The sequence below is a fragment of the Paracoccus sp. J39 genome (assembly GCF_000518925.1).
Lineage (GTDB): Bacteria > Pseudomonadota > Alphaproteobacteria > Rhodobacterales > Rhodobacteraceae > Paracoccus.
Genome location: NZ_JAEN01000036.1, coordinates 1 through 18011, shown reverse-complemented (window position 1 = coordinate 18011; position 18011 = coordinate 1). Strand labels below are relative to the sequence as shown.

General features: G+C 68.0%; 18 protein-coding genes. 15 read left to right on the top strand and 3 right to left on the bottom strand.

Annotated features, from left to right (window positions below):
* The 5 genes from L632_RS0120630 to L632_RS23290 all read left to right on the top strand — a co-directional run.
* Positions 1-222, top strand: a 222-nt coding sequence (locus tag L632_RS0120630; RefSeq protein WP_028714565.1) for a glycine cleavage T C-terminal barrel domain-containing protein, incomplete at its 5' end; no start/stop codon positions are given.
* A 69-nt stretch (positions 223-291) separates the two neighbouring features.
* Positions 292-900, top strand: a complete 609-nt coding sequence (locus tag L632_RS0120625; RefSeq protein ID WP_028714564.1) for a dimethylamine monooxygenase subunit DmmA family protein — start codon at positions 292-294, stop codon at positions 898-900.
* On the top strand, positions 897-1844 hold the full coding sequence (locus tag L632_RS0120620) for a PDR/VanB family oxidoreductase (RefSeq protein ID WP_028717399.1): 948 nt from the start codon (positions 897-899) through the stop codon (positions 1842-1844). Before L632_RS0120625 ends, L632_RS0120620 begins: the two co-directional genes overlap by 4 nt.
* A 10-nt stretch (positions 1845-1854) precedes the next feature.
* Positions 1855-2901 (top strand): DUF3445 domain-containing protein, encoded by a 1047-nt coding sequence (locus L632_RS0120615; RefSeq protein WP_028714562.1) that lies wholly within the window; start codon positions 1855-1857, stop codon positions 2899-2901.
* 210 nt (positions 2902-3111) lie between these two features.
* Entirely contained in the window at positions 3112-4479 is a 1368-nt protein-coding gene (locus L632_RS23290) for an ammonium transporter (RefSeq protein ID WP_036699031.1), read from the top strand.
* Positions 4480-4579: 100 nt separating this feature from the next.
* On the opposite strand, the gene L632_RS0120605 is transcribed toward L632_RS23290, so the two are convergent.
* Positions 4580-4936 (bottom strand): cupin domain-containing protein, encoded by a 357-nt coding sequence (locus L632_RS0120605; RefSeq protein WP_028714561.1) that lies wholly within the window; start codon positions 4934-4936, stop codon positions 4580-4582.
* Positions 4937-4983: 47 nt separating this feature from the next.
* A complete protein-coding gene (locus L632_RS0120600) occupies positions 4984-5388 on the bottom strand; it encodes a group II truncated hemoglobin (RefSeq protein WP_028717501.1) in 405 nt (134 codons plus the stop codon).
* A 238-nt stretch (positions 5389-5626) separates the two neighbouring features.
* Here L632_RS0120600 and L632_RS0120595 point away from each other — a divergent pair, with 238 nt between their 5' ends.
* From L632_RS0120595 to glnT, 5 genes are all read left to right on the top strand, one after another.
* Positions 5627-6274 carry a helix-turn-helix domain-containing protein gene (locus tag L632_RS0120595; RefSeq protein ID WP_028714559.1) on the top strand — a complete coding sequence of 216 codons (648 nt, stop codon included), beginning with the start codon at positions 5627-5629 and terminating at the stop codon, positions 6272-6274.
* Positions 6275-6427: 153 nt separating this feature from the next.
* Positions 6428-7315, top strand: a complete 888-nt coding sequence (locus L632_RS0120590) for a glutamine amidotransferase family protein (protein ID WP_028717500.1) — start codon at positions 6428-6430, stop codon at positions 7313-7315.
* Positions 7316-7385: 70 nt separating this feature from the next.
* Positions 7386-8042 (top strand): protein glxC, encoded by a 657-nt coding sequence (locus L632_RS0120585; protein WP_028714557.1) that lies wholly within the window; start codon positions 7386-7388, stop codon positions 8040-8042.
* 10 nt (positions 8043-8052) lie between these two features.
* On the top strand, positions 8053-9378 hold the full coding sequence (locus L632_RS0120580) for an FMN-binding glutamate synthase family protein (RefSeq protein ID WP_028714556.1): 1326 nt from the start codon (positions 8053-8055) through the stop codon (positions 9376-9378).
* A gap of 72 nt (positions 9379-9450) precedes the next feature.
* Positions 9451-10854 (top strand): type III glutamate--ammonia ligase, encoded by a 1404-nt coding sequence (gene glnT / locus L632_RS0120575; RefSeq protein WP_256380451.1) that lies wholly within the window; start codon positions 9451-9453, stop codon positions 10852-10854.
* A 39-nt stretch (positions 10855-10893) separates the two neighbouring features.
* Here the strand turns inward: glnT and L632_RS0120570 are convergent, their stop codons facing one another.
* Positions 10894-11877 (bottom strand): GlxA family transcriptional regulator, encoded by a 984-nt coding sequence (locus L632_RS0120570; protein WP_028717499.1) that lies wholly within the window; start codon positions 11875-11877, stop codon positions 10894-10896.
* A gap of 126 nt (positions 11878-12003) precedes the next feature.
* Here L632_RS0120570 and L632_RS0120565 point away from each other — a divergent pair, with 126 nt between their 5' ends.
* The 5 genes from L632_RS0120565 to folD are packed head-to-tail and all read left to right on the top strand — an operon-like array spanning position 12004 to position 17937.
* Positions 12004-13254: a sarcosine oxidase subunit beta family protein gene (locus tag L632_RS0120565; RefSeq protein WP_028714553.1), complete on the top strand. Its 1251-nt coding sequence runs from the start codon at positions 12004-12006 to the stop codon at positions 13252-13254.
* Between the two features lie 7 nt (positions 13255-13261).
* Positions 13262-13546: a sarcosine oxidase subunit delta gene (locus tag L632_RS0120560; protein ID WP_028714552.1), complete on the top strand. Its 285-nt coding sequence runs from the start codon at positions 13262-13264 to the stop codon at positions 13544-13546.
* Entirely contained in the window at positions 13543-16473 is a 2931-nt protein-coding gene (locus L632_RS0120555; protein ID WP_028717498.1) for a sarcosine oxidase subunit alpha family protein, read from the top strand. The genes L632_RS0120560 and L632_RS0120555 overlap by 4 nt, the downstream gene beginning before the upstream one ends.
* Positions 16466-17032, top strand: coding sequence for a sarcosine oxidase subunit gamma (locus L632_RS0120550; protein WP_028714550.1), 567 nt, complete (start codon positions 16466-16468; stop codon positions 17030-17032). The genes L632_RS0120555 and L632_RS0120550 overlap by 8 nt, the downstream gene beginning before the upstream one ends.
* A 2-nt stretch (positions 17033-17034) precedes the next feature.
* Positions 17035-17937 carry a bifunctional methylenetetrahydrofolate dehydrogenase/methenyltetrahydrofolate cyclohydrolase FolD gene (gene folD, locus L632_RS0120545; protein WP_028717497.1) on the top strand — a complete coding sequence of 301 codons (903 nt, stop codon included), beginning with the start codon at positions 17035-17037 and terminating at the stop codon, positions 17935-17937.
* Positions 17938-18011: the final 74 nt, after the last annotated feature.

The following is an 18011-nucleotide window of genomic DNA, read 5'->3' as shown; positions in this document are numbered from 1 at the left end:
GGCGCTCCGATCATCCGGGACGGCAAGGAGGTGGGCGTGGTGACCATCGGGTTTTACAGCCCTTTGAACGGGCACAATATCGGCATTGCGCGGATGCCGGTGGATTGCGCGGTTCCGGGCACGCCGCTGACGATCCGCAACCCGGGCGGCGAGATCGCCGCCACGGCGCAGCCGATGCCCTTCCACGACCCCGAGAAGAAGCGCCGCACCGCCAAGGGCTGAACCGACCCCGGGGCGCGCGGGCGGCGCCAGGACCGCCCCGCCCCCTCCGCGACAGGGAGAACGCCGCCAATGCGAGCCACGGAATTTTCATCTTCCATCCCCAGCCGCCCGGTCTATGGCGGGCTGCGCCCGCACGGGGCGCTGGCCTCGCTGATGCTGGCCGAGGGCGCGGGCGGCGAGGCGCTGGCCGCGCTGGCCCGGGCCGACCCCTCGGTCATGCGCCGGGCGCAGCTGTTCTGGATCCCCGCCGGCGCCGGTCCCGAACTGGGGTCGCGGCTGCGGGCGCTGGGGCCGGCCGGCTATGTCGAGGGGCCGAGCTGGGCGGCGCTGCGGCCGCGCTTCGCCCGGGCCCTGGCCGAGGCGCATATGGGCACCCGGCTCTATCTTGCCGGCGGCGAGGGGCTGATCGGCCAGGCCACGGCCGAGGCGCTGGCCGCCGGAATGCCGCTGGAGGCGATCGATGCCGAGCATCGCGGCGGCTTCGCCCGGCGGGTGCAATGCGTGCATTGCAAGGGCATCACCGAGAACGTCGCCACCGACCCGTTCGCCTGTTCGCATTGCGGGCTGAACCTGTTCGTGCGCGACCATTACTCGCGCCGCATCGGCGCCTTCCAGGGGGTCTGCGTCGATGCCGAGACCCCGGGCCAGGTGCCCGAGCCGCAGGAGATCAAGCCATGACGTCCCTGATGCTGCGCGTGGCGGCGGCCGAGCCGCTGACGCCGCTGGTCAAGCGCTTCCGCTTCGAACACCCGCAGGGCGCGGCCCTGCCGCTGTTTTCCGGCGGCGCGCATGTGGTGGTCGAGATGCCGGACGGCGAGGTGCTGCGCCGCAACGCCTATTCGCTGATCTCGGACCCGCAGGACGGCTCGGGCTACGAGATCGCGGTGCGGCGCGAGGATGGCGGGCGCGGCGGCTCGCGCTTCATGCATGGCCGGGTGCGGGCGGGCGACCTGCTGCGCGTCTCGCTGCCGCTGAACCTCTTCGCGCTGGACCTGCGGGCCCGCAAGCACGTGCTGATCGCCGGCGGCATCGGCATCACCCCTTTCGTCGCCCAGGTCCGCCAGCTTCTGCGCATGCAGCTGCCCTTCGAGCTGCATTACGCCGCCCGCTCGCGCGCCGAGGCGGCCGGGCTGAAGCTGCTGCCGGATGTGCCGCATATCCATGCCCATATCTCGGAGGAGGGCAACCGCATGGATCTGGGCGCGATCCTGTCGGGCCAGCCGCTTGGCACGCATGTCTATACCTGCGGCCCCGAGGGGCTGATCGGTGCGGTGGCGGAAGCGGGCGCCCGGCTGGGCTGGCCGCAGACCGCGCTGCATTCCGAGGTCTTCCAGGCGCCGCCGCCCGGCCGGCCCTTCGCGGTGGTGCTGGCGCGTTCGGGGCGGACCATCGCGGTCGGCGCGCATCAGAGCCTGCTCGAGGCGCTGGAGGCGGCCGGGGCCGAGATCGACTGGTCCTGCCGCGGCGGCGCCTGCGGGCGCTGCGAGACGCGGGTGCTGTCCTGCCACGGCCGCATCGAGCATCACGACCACTGGCTGTCCGAGGACGAGCGCTCCTCGCAGAGCCGCATCATGCCCTGCGTCTCGCGCTTCCGCGGCGAGACGCTGATCATCGACCGATAGGAGCCCGGCCATGACCATCCGGTTCAACGACGAGACCTTCCGCGACGATTACAGCTTCCGCAACTCGGCCGAAGCCATCCGGCGCTTTCCGTTCCCGTTCGACAAGGACGACTACATGTATTCCGTCAACATGGAGCCGCACGGGACGGGGGGCCGCGCCGGCAGCGTCTTCGAGAAGCGCTTCGACGTGGACGAGCATTACGTGGCCGAGATGCGCGACCGGGCGATCACCCTGGCCGGGGACCCGCTGCGCTGCCAGTCGCTGCCGCATATGGCGCTGGCGGGCTGGGACCTGCTGGAGCTGATCATGCAGTGCAAGGCCGAGGATTACCCCGAGCTGTTCCAGCTGCATCGCGACGGCGACCGCTGGCACTGGATCAACCGGCCGCTGGGGATCGAGCAGCGCTTCACCTTCCTCGACCCGACGACGCTGCCCTGCGGGCCGCTGGAATACGTCACCCGCCAGGCGCAGGGCGATTTCGCGCTGCTGGACCAGCGCGAGGGCAACCTGTGGATGGATGCGGGCATGGTGACCAGCCAGGCGGACTGGTCGCTGGATTTCGACATCGGCATGAACTTCTTCGAATGGCATGCGCCGGTGCCGAAGGCGGCCGAGCTGGGCATCTTCCAGCGGGCGCTGAAATTCCTGCTGGCGGTGCAGCAGGGCGCGCCGTCGCGGCGGCTGAACTGGACGATGACGGTCAATCCGCGTCTGGACACCAGCCCCGAGAACTATCACCTCTGGGGCCCCGAGAAGCGCACCATCACCCCCGAGAATGTCGGGGCCAGGCAATATCTGCGGGTGGAGCTGCAGAGCTTCTGGCGGCTGCCGCGCTCGAACGCGCTGGCCTTTCCGATCCGCTGCTACCTGATCGCGCTCGAGGATCTGGTGACGGTGCCGAAATGGGCGCGCCGGCTGCACCGGGTGATCCGCGACCTGCCCGACGAGCTGGCCGACTACAAGGGCTTCGCCGTCAACCGCCAGATCATCATCGACTATCTCGCGAAGTTCGACGACGGGAAGCCGACCTCGCCCGGAATCTTCGCCGACGAGTAGGGCTGGGACAACCCGACCGGGCAACAGCCGCCCCCGATGCGGGGCGGCGGCGTCAACCGGTCTTCCTTTGAGAAATTTGATCGAAGCAAGGGATTTCAATCCGCCGACCGACAGGAAATTGCCGCCTGTCACCACGCGCGACCAGCGCCGCAAGGCGTTTTCCGGGGCCGGAACGATCCCGGAGCAGTGACAAAAACAGGGAGAACGACAATGGAACCAACGACAACCATCCTTTACCCGGATCAGGTGACGCTCAGTTCGCTGGTGCAGAACCTGATCTATGGCTCGGGCACGGCGGGGGCGATCCTCGTCGTGGTCGGGCTGCTGATGATCGACGCGGGCACCACCCGCAACGGCAGCCTGTTCAATTCCACGATCGAGAAGACCATCGGCTTTTTCCTGGGCTTCGCCGCCTATTTCGTCATCGGCTTCGGCTTCTGGGCCGGGCAATATTACGTCATGGAGGGCGCGAGTCTGGCGGATTCGCTCAAGGACTGGTGGCTGGGCGGCGCCATGGCCAACGGCGTGGCCCAGCATGTCGATCCGGCGGTGTTTCCCGGGCTGAACACCTTCCAGATCTTCGTGTTCTTCCTGGCCTGCTTTGCCGGCATCATCAACGTGCTGCTGCATTTCGCCGTCTCCGAGCGGATGAAGCCCCTGGCCTATTACATCACCTCGGTGGTGGCGGCGGTGGTGTCCTCGGCGCTGAGCTTCGCGGTCTGGGGCTCGGTCGGACCGCTGACCAATGCGGGCTTCCATGACTTCTTCGGCGTCGGCTTCGTCTATCTGTTCCCGGCCGGCATGGCGCTGGTGCTGGTGCCCATGCTGGGCCGGCGGCCGGGCATGTTCGAGCCGCATCCCAAGGTGCATTCCTACGATGCGCCCAGCATCGGCCTGGCGGCGACCGGGCTGATGACGATCTTTTCCGGACTGCCGCTGGTGATCCTGTCCTGCCTGTTCTTCTTCGAGCCGCAGGCGCTGGCGGTCAGCGTCACCATGGCCGATACCAGCGTGGGCATCGTCTTCAACAATTACGGCCTTGCCTGGGCGGGCGGCGCGGTGACCGGGGCGATCATCGGCTACCGGAAGCGTTCCTATGCCTATCTGCTGCTGGGGCCGCTGGCCGGCTATGTCGCGGGTGCGCCGGGCTTCGACGTCTATGCGCCCTGGCAGACCTTCCTGGTGGCGCTGTTCGCGCCGGTGGTCGCCTGGATCGTCTACGAGTTCACGCAGAAGCGCGGCATCGACGAGCACAAGCTGTTCCCGCTGTTCCTGGGCGCCGGGGTCTATGGGCTGGTCATGGTCGGCCTGCTCAAGGCCGGCACGCCGCAGGGCGGCTATTTCGGCATCGATGAGGGGCCCTATGCGTTCCAGCACGGCCAGATCGGCCTGGCCATGCAGATCGTGGGCGTTCTGGCCTGCGTCGGCGCGGGCGTGCTGACCGCCGCGATCCTGACCTTCGTCCTGAAACAGACCGTGGGCTTGCGGGTGGACGAGGACGATCAGGCGACCGGGCTGGACCTGGTCTACTGGGACATGAAGCCCAATCCGGCATCCCTGCCGGACCGGCCCGTCTGAGCCGGCACAAAAATCAGGCCCCGGCCTTGCGCCGGGGCCTGTTCCGATTTCACGGGTCCGGGCAGCGAACGGCGGGGCGACGGGCAGGGCCGCACCGCTTTCACCGCACCCGGATGGCGAAGGCCTTGCGCACCGTCTCCTCGGTCTTCCAGATGCCGTCGAACCCGGCCTCGATCACGAAAGTGTCGCCGGCGGCGAAGCTGCGCGGCTCCTGGCCGTTGTCGGTCAGCGTCACCTTGCCCTCGAACAGATGGATGAACTCGTCCACGTCGTAGCGCACGCGATAGCTGCCCGGCGTGGCCTCCCAATAGCCGGTCAGGAACTTGCCGTCCTCGGATTGGTGCTCGATCCAGGTCTTCATACTGGGCGAGCCCTCGACCGGGTGCCACCAGTCCAGATCCTCGGTGATCGGCTGGACCGAAGGGGATTTGTAGGGGCCGAACTTCTTGATCGCCATGAGCCTCTCCTGTGTTGGGAATGTCTGGTGCGGACCGGCGCGGCGCGTCAGTCCATGTTGCGGCTGCTTTCGGCGGCCGTGGTGAAATGGCGCATCAGCACCGCCGCCAGTTCGCCGTCGATTCCGCGCCTGTCGATGGCCTTGGCCATGCAGCGCAGCCACAGGTCGCGCATCTGCGGGCCGATGGGCACATGGGCGTGGATCTCTTTCAGCCGCGCGTGGCGGTGCTTCATCACGTAATATTGCGGCCCGCCGAAGAAGCCGCTGAGATAGTTGAACTGCTCCTCGCGCGAATGGGCGACGCCGGCGCCCTGCAGGTGCAGAAGATGCAGCTCCCTCGCGTCCTCGTCCTGCTCGACGATGTCGTAGAATTCCTTGACCAGGGCGCGGATGCCCTCGTCCCCTCCCAGCTGCTGGTAGATCGACTGCTTTCGCTGTGCAGCAAAATACATGGCATGCCTCCCCGAAAACCGACCCTAGAGTAACAGGAAACAAATTATTCTCTCAAGAAAAATATCCCTGCTTCGCACGGGCCGCACCCCTTCGCGAAACGTGCCGCCGATCAGGGGCTGTGGGATCATGCGCGGCTTAACCGCATGGAGCTTCTGACCCATGCCGGCTATCTGTTAGGCTTTACTGTGGAAATTCTCCGACTAGCTTTGACAGAGAAAAAACAAAGGAAGATGTGCAATGGTAAGCCAAACGGCAAAGATAGATGGCTCGCTGACGCAGGATCCCCATGCGATTCGCGAAACCCGCGAGAAGAATCTTGAGGTTGCCATTGGCCGGCAGGTGCGGGAATTGCGCAAGCGGCAGCGGATGACCGGCTCGAAGCTGGCCAGCCAGGCGGGGCTGTCCGTCGGGATGCTCTCCAAGATCGAGAACGGCGTCATCTCGCCCTCGCTGACGACCTTGCAGACCTTGGCCAATGCCCTGCATGTGCCGTTGATCCAGCTTTTCTCGGGCTATGAAGAGCCGCGCGGGGCGATGCATGTGAAGGCGGGCACCGCCGTCGAGGTCGAGCGCGCCGGCACCCGCGCCGGGCACCAGTATCACCTGCTGGGGCATATCGGCTCGAACAACAGCGGCGTGGTGGTCGAGCCCTACATGATCGTGCTCAGCACCCAAAGCGACCATTTCCCCACCTTCCAGCATGAAGGGATCGAGCTGCTCTACATGCTCGAGGGAAGAATCGGCTATCGCCACGGCGAACAGATCTATGATCTCGAACCCGGCGACAGCCTGATCTTCGACGCCGATGCGCCGCATGGACCGGAGCATCTGCGCGAATTGCCGGCCCGGTATCTGTCCATCATCTGCTATCCCCAGGCCAAGTAACCGACTGCCTGCGCTGGGGTTTCCTTCGACCGTTCCCTGCCGGCCCTCTCGCAAGAATTTTCTGTCAGGTAAAAAAAATATCTTGCTAGGCAATCAATTTTGCTCTTAGCTGATCCGTGACGGCTTCAACGCCAAGCTGAACGGAGGTTGCTAATGTGTGGCATCGTTGGCCTGTTCCTGAAAAAAGATGATCTGCGGCCCCAGCTCGGGGACCTGCTGACCGACATGCTGATTTCCATGACGGATCGCGGGCCTGACAGCGCGGGGATCGCGATCTACGGGGACGACGCGCAAGGTCTCAAGATGACGATCCAGTCCGATACGCCCGACGAGACTTTCGCGGGCCTCGAGGACAGTCTGAAGGCGCTGCTGGGCGCGCCGGTGCAGGTGCGGGTGGTCGACACCCATGCGGTGCTGACGCTGCCCGAAGGCTCCGAGCCCGAGGTCCGGGCCTATATGGCCGAAAAGGGCATCCGCATCATGGGTGCCGGGCAGTCGATGGAGATCTTCAAGGAGGTTGGGCTGCCCAAGGACGTGGCCGCGCGCTTCGGCATCCGGCAGATGGGCGGCAGCCACGGCATCGGCCATACCCGCATGGCGACGGAAAGCGCCGTGACCACGCTGGGCGCGCATCCGTTCTCGACCGACGGCGATCAGTGCCTGGTGCATAACGGCTCGCTCTCGAACCACAACCGGGTGCGGCGCGAACTGGCCCGCAAGGGTTTCGTGCCGCAGACCCAGAACGATACCGAGGTCGCCGCCTGCTACATCTCGTCCCGGCTGGCCGAAGGCGCCAATCTGGGCGAGGCGCTGGAAGGCACGCTGGACGATCTGGACGGGTTCTTCACCTTCGTGGTCGGCACCAGGAACGGCTTCGGCGTGGTGCGCGATCCCATCGCCTGCAAGCCCGCGGTGATGGCCGAGACCGACAGCTATGTCGCCTTCGGCTCGGAATACCGGGCCTTCGCGAACCTGCCGGGCATCGAGGATGCCCGCATCTGGGAACCGGAACCCGCCACCGTGTATTTCTGGGAGCGCTGACATGACCACCATGGCCAATACGCAGATCCGCGAAGACCTTGACATCGGCGTGCAGCCCCGGACCATCGACATGGCCTGGACCGAGCTGCGCGATCTCAACAGCACGCTTCAGGCGCAGACCGGCGGCGAATGGGTGATCGAGAACCCGCGCGGCGCGCATGCGCTGGCGGTCGGGTTGCAGGCGCCGCTGGAGGTGACGATCAAGGGTTCCACCGGTTATTACTGCGCCGGCATGAACAAGGAGGCGCGGGTGCATGTGACCGGCTCGGTCGGGCCGGGGGTCGCCGAGAACATGATCTCGGGCAGCGTCACCGTCGAGGGCGATGCCAGCCAATATGCCGGCGCCACCGGCCATGGCGGGCTTCTGGTCATCAAGGGCAATGCCAGCTCGCGCTGCGGCATCTCGATGAAGGGCATCGACATCGTGGTGCATGGCAATATCGGCCACATGTCGGCCTTCATGGCGCAATCGGGCAATCTGGTGGTGCTGGGCGATGCGGGCGACGCGCTTGGCGACAGCCTTTACGAGGCGCGGCTGTTCGTGCGCGGCAAGGTCAAGTCGCTGGGGGCCGACTGCATCGAGAAGGAGATGCGCCCCGAGCATCTGGAAATCCTGGCCGACCTGCTGAAGCGCGCCGGGGCGGATGCCGACCCGTCGGAGTTCCGCCGCTACGGCTCGGCCCGCAAGCTCTACAATTTCCACGTCGATCACGCCGGCGATTACTGAGGATCATACGATGGACCAAACCCCTCGCACCCTGCCGCGCCAGAGCTGGACCTTCTCGAACGAGATCAATTCCGAGATCCGCCGCGCCGCCGCCACGGGCATCTATGACATCCGCGGCGGCGGGGCCAAGCGCCGCGTGCCGCATTTCGACGACCTGCTGTTTCTGGGCGCCTCGATCAGCCGCTATCCGCTGGAGGGCTATCGCGAGAAATGCGACACCTCGGTCGTGCTGGGCACGCGCTTCGCCAAGAAGCCGATCGAGCTGAAGATCCCGATCACCATCGCGGGGATGTCCTTCGGCGCGCTTTCGGCCCATGCGAAAGAGGCGCTGGGTCGCGGCGCGACCATGGCGGGCACCTCGACCACCACCGGCGACGGCGGCATGACCAACGAGGAACGCGGCCATTCCGAAAAGCTGGTCTATCAGTATCTGCCCTCGCGCTATGGCATGAACCCGGACGACCTGCGCCGCGCCGACGCGATCGAGGTCGTGGTCGGGCAGGGCGCCAAGCCCGGCGGCGGCGGCATGCTGCTGGGCCAGAAGATCACCGAGCGGGTTGCGAAGATGCGCAACCTGCCGATGGGCATCGACCAGCGTTCGGCCTGCCGCCATCCCGACTGGACCGGCCCCGACGATCTGGAGATCAAGATCCTGGAGCTGCGCGAGATCACCGGCTGGGAAAAGCCGATCTACATCAAGATCGGCGGCGCGCGGCCCTATTACGACACCGCGCTGGCGGTGAAGGCGGGCGCCGACGTGGTGGTGCTGGACGGCATGCAGGGCGGCACCGCCGCGACGCAGGACGTGTTCATCGAGCATGTCGGCCAGCCGACGCTGGCCTGCATCCGCCCGGCCGTGAAGGCGCTGCAGGATTTGGGCATGCATCGCAAGGTGCAGCTGATCGTCTCGGGCGGCATCCGCACCGGCGCGGACGTGGCCAAGGCGTTGGCGCTGGGGGCCGACGCGGTCGCCATCGGCACGGCGGCGCTGGTCGCGCTTGGCGACAACGATCCGCGCTGGGAAGAGGAATACCAGAAGCTCGGCACCACCGCTGGCGCCTATGACGACTGGCACGAGGGCCGCGACCCGGCCGGCATCACCACCCAGGACGCCGAGCTGATGACCCGGCTGAACCCGGTCGAGGCCGGCCGCCGCCTGCGCAACTATCTGGCGGTGATGACGCTGGAATGCCAGACCATCGCCCGCGCCTGCGGCAAGAGCCACGTCCACAACCTTGAACCCGAGGATCTTTGCGCCCTGACCGTGGAATCCGCCGCCATGGCGGGCGTCCCCCTGGCCGGCACGAGCTGGATCCCGGGACAGGCCGGTTACTGACGACAGACAGCCACGGGGCGGGACAAAGTATCCCGCCCCGGGTCGGACATCCTTCAACAGGGAGAATATCGAATGACCGATATGGCCACCTTCGCCCGCGAGGCCGACATGGTCCAGAAACGGGAAAAGCCCCGGCACGGCGCCTCTGGCCCGCAGCAGAAGGCTGCCGAGCCGCTCGACCTGGCCGCCTATGCCCGCGACCGGGGCATCAAGCATTTCATGGTCTCCTTCACCGACCTGTTCGGCAGCCAGCGCGCCAAGCTGGTCCCGGCCGAGGGCATCGCCGAGATGCAGGCGGGCGGCGCGGGCTTTGCCGGTTTCGCGACCTGGCTGGACCTGACGCCGGCCCATCCCGACATGCTGGGCCTGCCCGACGCCTCATCCGTGATCCAGCTGCCCTGGAAGAAGGAGGTGGCCTGGGTCGCCTCGAACTGCGTGATGAGCGGCGGGGTCGATCTGGAGCAGGCGCCGCGCAACGTGCTGACCCGGCTGTGCCGGGAGGCCGCCGACATGGGCCTGACCGTCAAGACCGGGGTCGAGCCGGAATTCTTCCTGATGACGCCCGACGGGCTGGCCATCGGCGACCCGGCCGACACCGCCATGAAGCCCTGCTACGACCAGCAGGCGATGTTCCGCCGCCTGGACGTGATCGCCGAGATCTCGGACTACATGCTGGAACTGGGCTGGGAGCCCTATCAGAGCGACCACGAGGACGCCAACGGCCAGTGGGAGATGAACTGGAAATACGACAATGCGCTGGCGACCGCCGACAAGCATTCGTTCTTCAAGTTCATGGCCAAGGCCATCGCCGAAAAGCACGGGCTGCGCGCCACCTTCATGCCCAAGCCGATCATGGGCCTGACCGGAAACGGCTGCCACCTGCATATCTCGGTCTGGAATGCCGACGGCACCAACGCCTTCGCCGACGACAATGACGAGCTGGGCCTGTCCCAGCAGGGCTATCACTTCGTCGGCGGCATCATGAAACATGCCTCGGCGCTGGCGCTGCTGAGCTGCCCGACGGTGAACAGCTACAAGCGGATCAATGCGCCGCGCACCACCTCGGGCGCGACCTGGGCGCCGAACAGCGTCACCTGGACCGGCAACAACCGCACCCATATGGTGCGCGTGCCCGGCCCCGGCCGGTTCGAGTTCCGCCTGCCCGACGGCGCCGCCAACCCCTATCTGGTGCAGGCGGCGATCATGGCGGCCGGATTGTCGGGGCTGCGCTCGAAGGCCGATCCCGGCCCGCGGTCCGACATCGACATGTATGCCGAGGGGCACACCATCACCGATGCGCCGAAGCTGCCGCTGAACCTGCTGGACGCGATCCGCGCCTTCGATGAGGACGAGGGGCTGAAGGCGGCCATGGGCGCGGAATTCTCGGCCGCCTATATCAAGCTCAAGAGCCGGGAATGGAACACCTATTGCGCACATCTGTCGCAATGGGAGCGGGACAACACCCTGGACATCTGAGCGGCGGTTTCCTCCCGGCACCGCGAAACCCCGATGGCGTCAGCCACCGGGGTTTTCTGTTGCCCCCGCCCGCATGGGCCGGCGCGCCGAGGGGCTGATGCCGAATTGCGCGCGGAAGCTGCGGCTGAAATGGCTGCGGCTGGCAAAGCCGGTCGCCAGCGCGATCTCGGCCAGCGGCAGGCCGGACTGGCTCAGCAGTTCCCGGGCCTTGTCCAGCCGCAGCCTCCGATAGAACTGCATCACGCTTTCGCCCAGCTGCGCCTGCGCCAGTCGCTCCAGATGCCGGGGCGTCATGTCGCAAAGCTGGCCCAGATCCTCCAGCCCCAGAGGATCGGCGATATGGCTGGTCATCAGCTCGACCATGGCGACCAGCGCCGGGTGGTGCAGGTCGTATTTGCGCGCCGGGTCCAGCTGCTGCGGCGCCTCGGCCTCGCGGATGCCGGTATGGATGAACCAGTCGCTGACCGCCCGCGCCAGCCCCGCCCCATGCGCCGAGGCGATCAGCGCATGCATCATGTCCAAGGGCGCCATGCCCCCGGCGCAGGTGAAGCGGTCGCGGTCGATGACGAACAGCCGCCTTTCAATCAGCGCCTCGGGCCAGGTCTCGCGCATGGCGTCGAGATGCTGCCAGTGGATGGTGAAGCGCCGCGCCGCCATCACCCCTGCCGCCGCCAGGATCGCCGCCCCGCCCGAGATGCCGCCAAGCGCCACCCCGCGCCGCGCCAGCCGGCGCACGAAGGCCAGCACCCGCGGATCGCGCTGCGCCAGCGGATCGCCCCCCGCCACCACGAAGAGGATGTCCAGAGTCTCGTCGGCCTCAGTCAGCGCGATGGTCTCGAACCCGCCCGCGACCGAGCTGGGCATGAAGCCCCCCTCGGTCGAGACGAATTGCAATTCGTAAAGCGGCCGGCCGCTCAGCAGGTTCGCCGCGCGCAGCGGCTCGACCGCCGAGGCGGTGGACATCAGCGCGTAATCCGGCAGCAGCAGGAAGCCGAAGCGGCGGGGGCGGGAATCGGGACGCATGGCAGACCTTGGGCTTTCGCCGCCAGCCTGCCATCCATGTCCAGAACAGGCAAGGCAATGTCCCTTTCGGGCGCATCGGCCGGGTCAGGCTGTGCGAGATTCGAATCGACGAAGGAGATTATCGCCATGCATTTCTCGGGCTTGCGGGTCATCAGAGAGGCGCTGACCGGTCACAAGGGATGGAAGCCGCTATGGCGCAATCCCGAACCGCAGCCGGCCTATGACTACATCATCGTCGGCGGCGGCGGGCATGGGCTGGCGACGGCCTATTACCTCGCCAAGACCTTCGGCCGGGCGCGCATCGCCGTGCTGGAGAAAAGCTGGCTGGGCTCGGGCAATATCGGGCGCAACACGACGATCATCCGCTCGAACTACCTGCTGCCGGGCAATGAGCCCTTCTACGAATTCTCGATGAAGCTCTGGGAGGGGCTGGAGCAGGAGTTCAACTTCAACGCCATGGTCAGCCAGCGCGGCATTCTGAACCTGTGCCATACCGATGCGCAGCGCGATGCCTTCCGCCGGCGCGGCAATGCCATGCTGCTGGCCGGCGCCGATGCCGAACTGCTGGACCGCGAGCAGGTCCGGGCCATGGCGCCCTTCCTGAACTTCGACAATGCCCGCTTCCCGATCAAGGGCGGGCTGCTGCAGCGCCGGGCCGGGACCGCGCGCCATGACGGCGTGGCCTGGGGCTACGCCCGCGGCGCCGACATGCGCGGCGTGGACCTGATCCAGAACTGCGAGGTCACCGGCTTCCGCATCGACGGCGGCCGCATCAGCGGCGTCGAGACGACACGCGGCTATATCGCCGCCGGCAAGGTCGGCGTGGCGGTTGCGGGCTCGTCCAGCCGGGTCATGGCCATGGCGGGAATGCGGCTGCCGATCGAAAGCCACGTGCTGCAGGCCTTCGTCTCCGAGGGGCTGAAGCCCACCATCCCGGGGGTCATCACCTTCGGCGCCGGGCATTTCTATGTCAGCCAGTCCGACAAGGGCGGCCTGGTCTTCGGCGGCGATATCGACGGCTACAATTCCTATGCGCAGCGCGGCAACCTGCCGGTGATCGAGGACGTGGCCGAGGGCGGCATGGCGCTGATGCCGATGATCGGCCGGGCGCGGCTCTTGCGGGTCTGGGGCGGCATCATGGACATGTCCATGGACGGCAGCCCGATCATCGACCGCACGCCCGTCGAGGGGCTCTATCTGAATGCCGGCTGGTGCTATGGCGGCTTCAAGGCGACGCCCGCCAGCGGCTATGCCTTCGCCCATCTGCTGGCCACCGGCCGCCCGCACGAAACCGCAAGCGCCTATCGCCTGGACCGTTTCGCGCGCGGCTATGTCATCGACGAAAAGGGCGTGGGCGCCCAACCGAACCTGCATTGAGGCCGCCATGCTGATCCCCCATCCCCTTCTTGGCCTGCGCGACGCACAGGAATTCACCTATCTGGGCGATGCCGCGCTGCTGAACCGCCCCGACGGCATGGCCGAGGGCGCCGAGGCCGCCTTTGCCGAATACGTCTATCTGCGCGACAACCCGGCCGGCGTGCATCGCGAGCTGTGGTTCCACGAGCAGGGCGACCGCTCCTGGCTGGTCGTGACTCGCGACACCACCACGCACGAGATCTTGGGCGCCGAGCTGGCGCGCGACGTCAAGCTGAAAGGCGGTGCCGCATGACCCGCCTGACCGGAGGGCTGATCGACCGCGCCCGCAGCCTGCGCTTCACCTTCGACGGCCGGAGCTATTCCGGCCATCCCGGCGACACGCTGGCCTCGGCGCTGCTGGCCAACGGCGTGCGGCTGATGGGCCGCAGCTTCAAGTATCACCGGCCGCGCGGCGTCTTCTCGGCCGGGTCCGAGGAGCCGAATGCGCTGGTGGAACTGCGCAGCGGCGCCCGCAAGGAGCCGAACACCCGCGCCACCGTGGCCGAGCTTTACGATGGGCTGGAAGCCGCCAGCCAGAACCATGTCGGGCCGCTGGGCTTCGACCTGCTGGCGGTGAACGACCTGTTCTCGTCCTTCTTCGCGGCGGGCTTCTATTACAAGACCTTCATGTGGCCGCGCGCCTTCTGGGAAAAGCTCTACGAGCCGGCGATCCGCCGGGCGGCGGGCCTGGGCAGCCTGTCCATGCAGCCCGATCCCGATGCCTATGACAAGGGCTTCCTGCATTGCGACCTGCTGGTCATCGGCGGCGGCGCGGCGGGTCTGGCGGCGGCGCTGACCGCCGGCTGGGCCGGGGCGCGGGTCATCCTGGCCGACGAGGATTTCCGCCTGGGCGGCCGTCTGCTGGCGGAATCCCACGCGCTGGACGACGCCCCGGCGACCGAATGGGTGGCGCGGGCCGAGGCCGAGCTGGCGGCGCTGCCCAATGTCCGCATCCTGCGACGCACCACGGTGTTCGGTGCCTTCGACCACGGCGTCTATGGCGCGGTCGAGCGGGTCGCCGATCACCTGCCCGAACCCGGGCGGCAGGTGCGCCAGACGCTCTGGCGGATCACCGCGCGTCGCGCCGTGCTGGCCGCCGGCGCCATCGAGCGGCATATCCCGTTCCGGAACAACGACCGCCCCGGCATCATGCTGGCCGGCGCCATGCGCGCCTATGCCAACCGCTGGGCGGTCAGCCCGGCGAAGCGCGTGGCGATCTTTACCAACAACGACGACGGCCACCGCACCGCGCTGGATCTGGCCGCCAAGGGGGTCGAGGTCGCGGCAGTGATCGACAGCCGCACGGACGCGCGGGCGCAGGGCAATTACCGGCTGGTCCATGGCATGGTCAGCGATGCCAGGGGCCGTCTGGGGCTGCGCGGGGTCCAGATCGACAGCGACGGCCGCAGGGAATGGCTGGATTGCGGCGCGCTCGGCGTCGCGGGCGGCTGGAACCCGAACGTGCATCTGGCCTCGCATCACCGCGGCCGCCCGGTCTGGGACGAGGCGCTGCAGGCCTTCGTCCCCGGCGAGGGCGGGCCGCGCGGCCTGATCGCCGCCGGCGCCGCCAAGGGGCAAGGCAGCACCGCCGCCGCCTTGCGCTCGGGTGCCGAAGCGGCGGCCGAGGCGCTGGCCCAGATCGGCATCGAGGCCCGGCCCGCCGCGCTGCCGGCGGCCGAGGATGCGCCGGCCGGTCTGCGCCCGCTCTGGCATGTGCCGGGCAAGGGCCGCGCCTGGGTCGATTTCCAGAACGACGTGACCGTCAAGGACATCAAGCTGGCGCATCAGGAAAACATGCGCCCGGTCGAGCACCTGAAACGCTGGACCACGCTGGGCATGGCCACCGACCAGGGCAAGACCGCGAACGTCACCGCCCTGGCGGTCATGTCGGAGCTGACCGGCAGGCCGATCCCGGAAACCGGCACGACGATCTTTCGCCCGCCCTATAGCGGCGTGTCGCTTTCGGTGCTGGGCGGCGGCGACACGGGGCCGCATTTCCGGCCGCGCCGCCTGACGCCCACGCATGAATGGGCGCGCGCGCAGGGTGCCGTCTTCGTCGAGGTCGGCCCCTGGATGCGGGCGCAATATTTCCCCCGCCCGGGCGAGACGCATTGGCGCCAGACCGTGGACCGCGAGGTGCTGGCCACCCGCAAGGGCGTCGGCATCTGCGACGTGACCACGCTGGGCAAGGTGGACGTGCAGGGGGCGGATGCCGGCGAATTCCTCGACCGGATCTATGCCAATGCCATGAAAAGCCTGCGGGTCGGCATGGTCCGCTATGGCCTGATGCTGCGCGAGGACGGCACGGCCTGGGACGACGGCACCTGCGCGCGGCTGGCCGAGGATCATTACGTCGTCACTACCACCACCGCCCAGGCGGGGCCGGTCTACCGGCAGATGGAATTCGCCCGGCAATGCCTCTGGCCCGAGCTGGACGTGCAGCTGATCTCGACCACCGACGCCTGGGCGCAGATCGCCGTGGCCGGTCCCAATGCCCGCCGGCTGCTGGAGCGGATCGTGGACGGGTTCGACCTGTCGAACGAAGCCTTTCCCTTCATGGCCTGCGCCGGGTTGACGGTCTGCGGCGGGCTTCGGGCGCGGCTCTTCCGCATCAGCTTCTCGGGCGAGCTGGCCTATGAGATCGCGGTGCCCGCCCGCTACGGGCAGGCGCTGGTCGAGCGGCTGATGGAGCAGGGCGCCGATCTGGGCGCGACCCCCTACGGCACCGAGGCGCTTGGCGTGATGCGCATCGAAAAGGGCCATGCCGCCGGCAACGAGCTGAACGGCCAGACCACGGCGCAGATGCTGGGGCTGGGCCGCATGGTCAGCAGCAAGAAGGACGGCATCGGCGCGGTGATGTCCCGGCGCGAGGGGCTGGCGGCCGAGACCCGGGTGCTGGTCGGGCTGCAACCCGTCGATCCGGCGCAGACGGTCCTTGCCGGCATGCATCTTTTCGCCGAAAGCGCGCCGCACCGGACCGAGACCGACCAGGGCTGGATCACCTCGGCCTGCCATTCGCCGCATGTCGGGTCGAGCATCGGGCTGGGCTTTCTGGCCCATGGCGGCGCCCGCATGGGCGAGACGGTGATCGCCGCCAACCCGCTGCAAGGCCAGAAGGTGGCCCTGCGCGTCGTCTCGCCGCATTTCGTCGACCCGGAAGGAGGGCGCCTGCGTGACTGATCTGGTTCCGATTACCGCTTTGGGTGCCCGCGCCCCCGCCCGGCACGCCTTCGGTGCCCTGACCATCGCCGAGAATGCCGGCCTGGCGCTGGCCTCGCTGGCGCTGCGCCGGGATGCCGCGCAGCCCGCGCCGCTGGGCCTGGCGCTGCCGGGGCCGGGCGCCTGGCAGGCGGGGCAGGGTGTCGCCGCCTTCTGGACCGGCCCCGGCCAATGGATGATCGAGGCCGAGGAGCGTGCCGCCGAGGATTTCGCCGCCGCGCTGGCGGCCGAGGCGCCGGGCTGCTCGGTCACCGAACAGACCGACGGCTGGACCGCGTTCGAGATCGCCTCGGATCGCGGCGGTGCCCCGATCCGGGCGCTGCTGGAAAAGCTGGTGAACATCGACGCCGCGGCCTTCGGGCCGGGCTCGGCCACGCGCACCGGCCTGCATCACATGAGCGTCTTCCTGATCCGCCGGGCCGAGGATCGGCTGGCGGTGATCGGCATGCGGTCCCTGGCCGGCGCGCTCTGGCATGCGCTCGGGGAAACCGCCGGGCGCCTGAAGGGAGAAAGGACATGAACATGGCTGCAAGGAATGGCGGCGCGATCATCGACGGCAAGGCTTTTGCGGCCGGGGTTCGGGCGCGGGTTGCCGGGCATGTGGGGCGGCTGCAGGCCGCGCACGGGGTGGTGCCGGGCCTGGCGGTGGTGCTGGTGGGCGAGGATCCGGCCAGCCAGGTCTATGTCAGGAACAAGGGCATCCAGACCCGCGAGGCCGGCATGGCGAGCTTCGAGCACAAGCTGCCGGCCGAGACCGCGCAGGCGGATCTGCTGGCGCTGATCGAAGGGCTGAATGCCGATCCGGCGGTGCACGGCATCTTGGTGCAGCTGCCGCTGCCCGCGCATATGGACGCCGATGCGGTGATCAACGCCATCGATCCCGCGAAGGACGTGGACGGGTTCCATATCTCGAATGTCGGGCTGCTGGGGACCGGGCAGAAGAGCATGGTGCCCTGCACGCCCCTGGGCTGCCTGATGCTGCTCCGCGACCGGCTGGGCGATCTTTCCGGGCTGAACGCGGTGGTGGTGGGGCGCTCGAACATCGTCGGCAAGCCGATGGCGCAGCTGCTGCTGGGCGACAGTTGCACGGTGACCATCGCGCATTCGCGCACGAAGGACCTGGCCGGCCTGTGCCGGACGGCCGACATCCTGGTCGCGGCGGTGGGCCGGCCGCGGATGATCCGCGGCGACTGGATCAGGCCGGGGGCGACGGTGATCGACGTGGGCATCAACCGCATCGCGGAGGAGGGCCGCTCGCGCCTGGTCGGCGACGTGGATTTCGAGGCCGCCGCGCAGGTCGCCGGCGCCATCACCCCGGTGCCGGGGGGCGTCGGGCCGATGACCATCGCCTGCCTGCTGGCGAATACGCTGACCGCCTGCTGCCGGGCCAATGGCTGGCCCGAGCCCGAGGGCCTGACCGCCTGAGCGCGCCGCCGGACCGGGGCGCTGCCCCGGACCCCGGGATATTTGCACAAGAAAGAAATCAGGGCCTTTGCCCT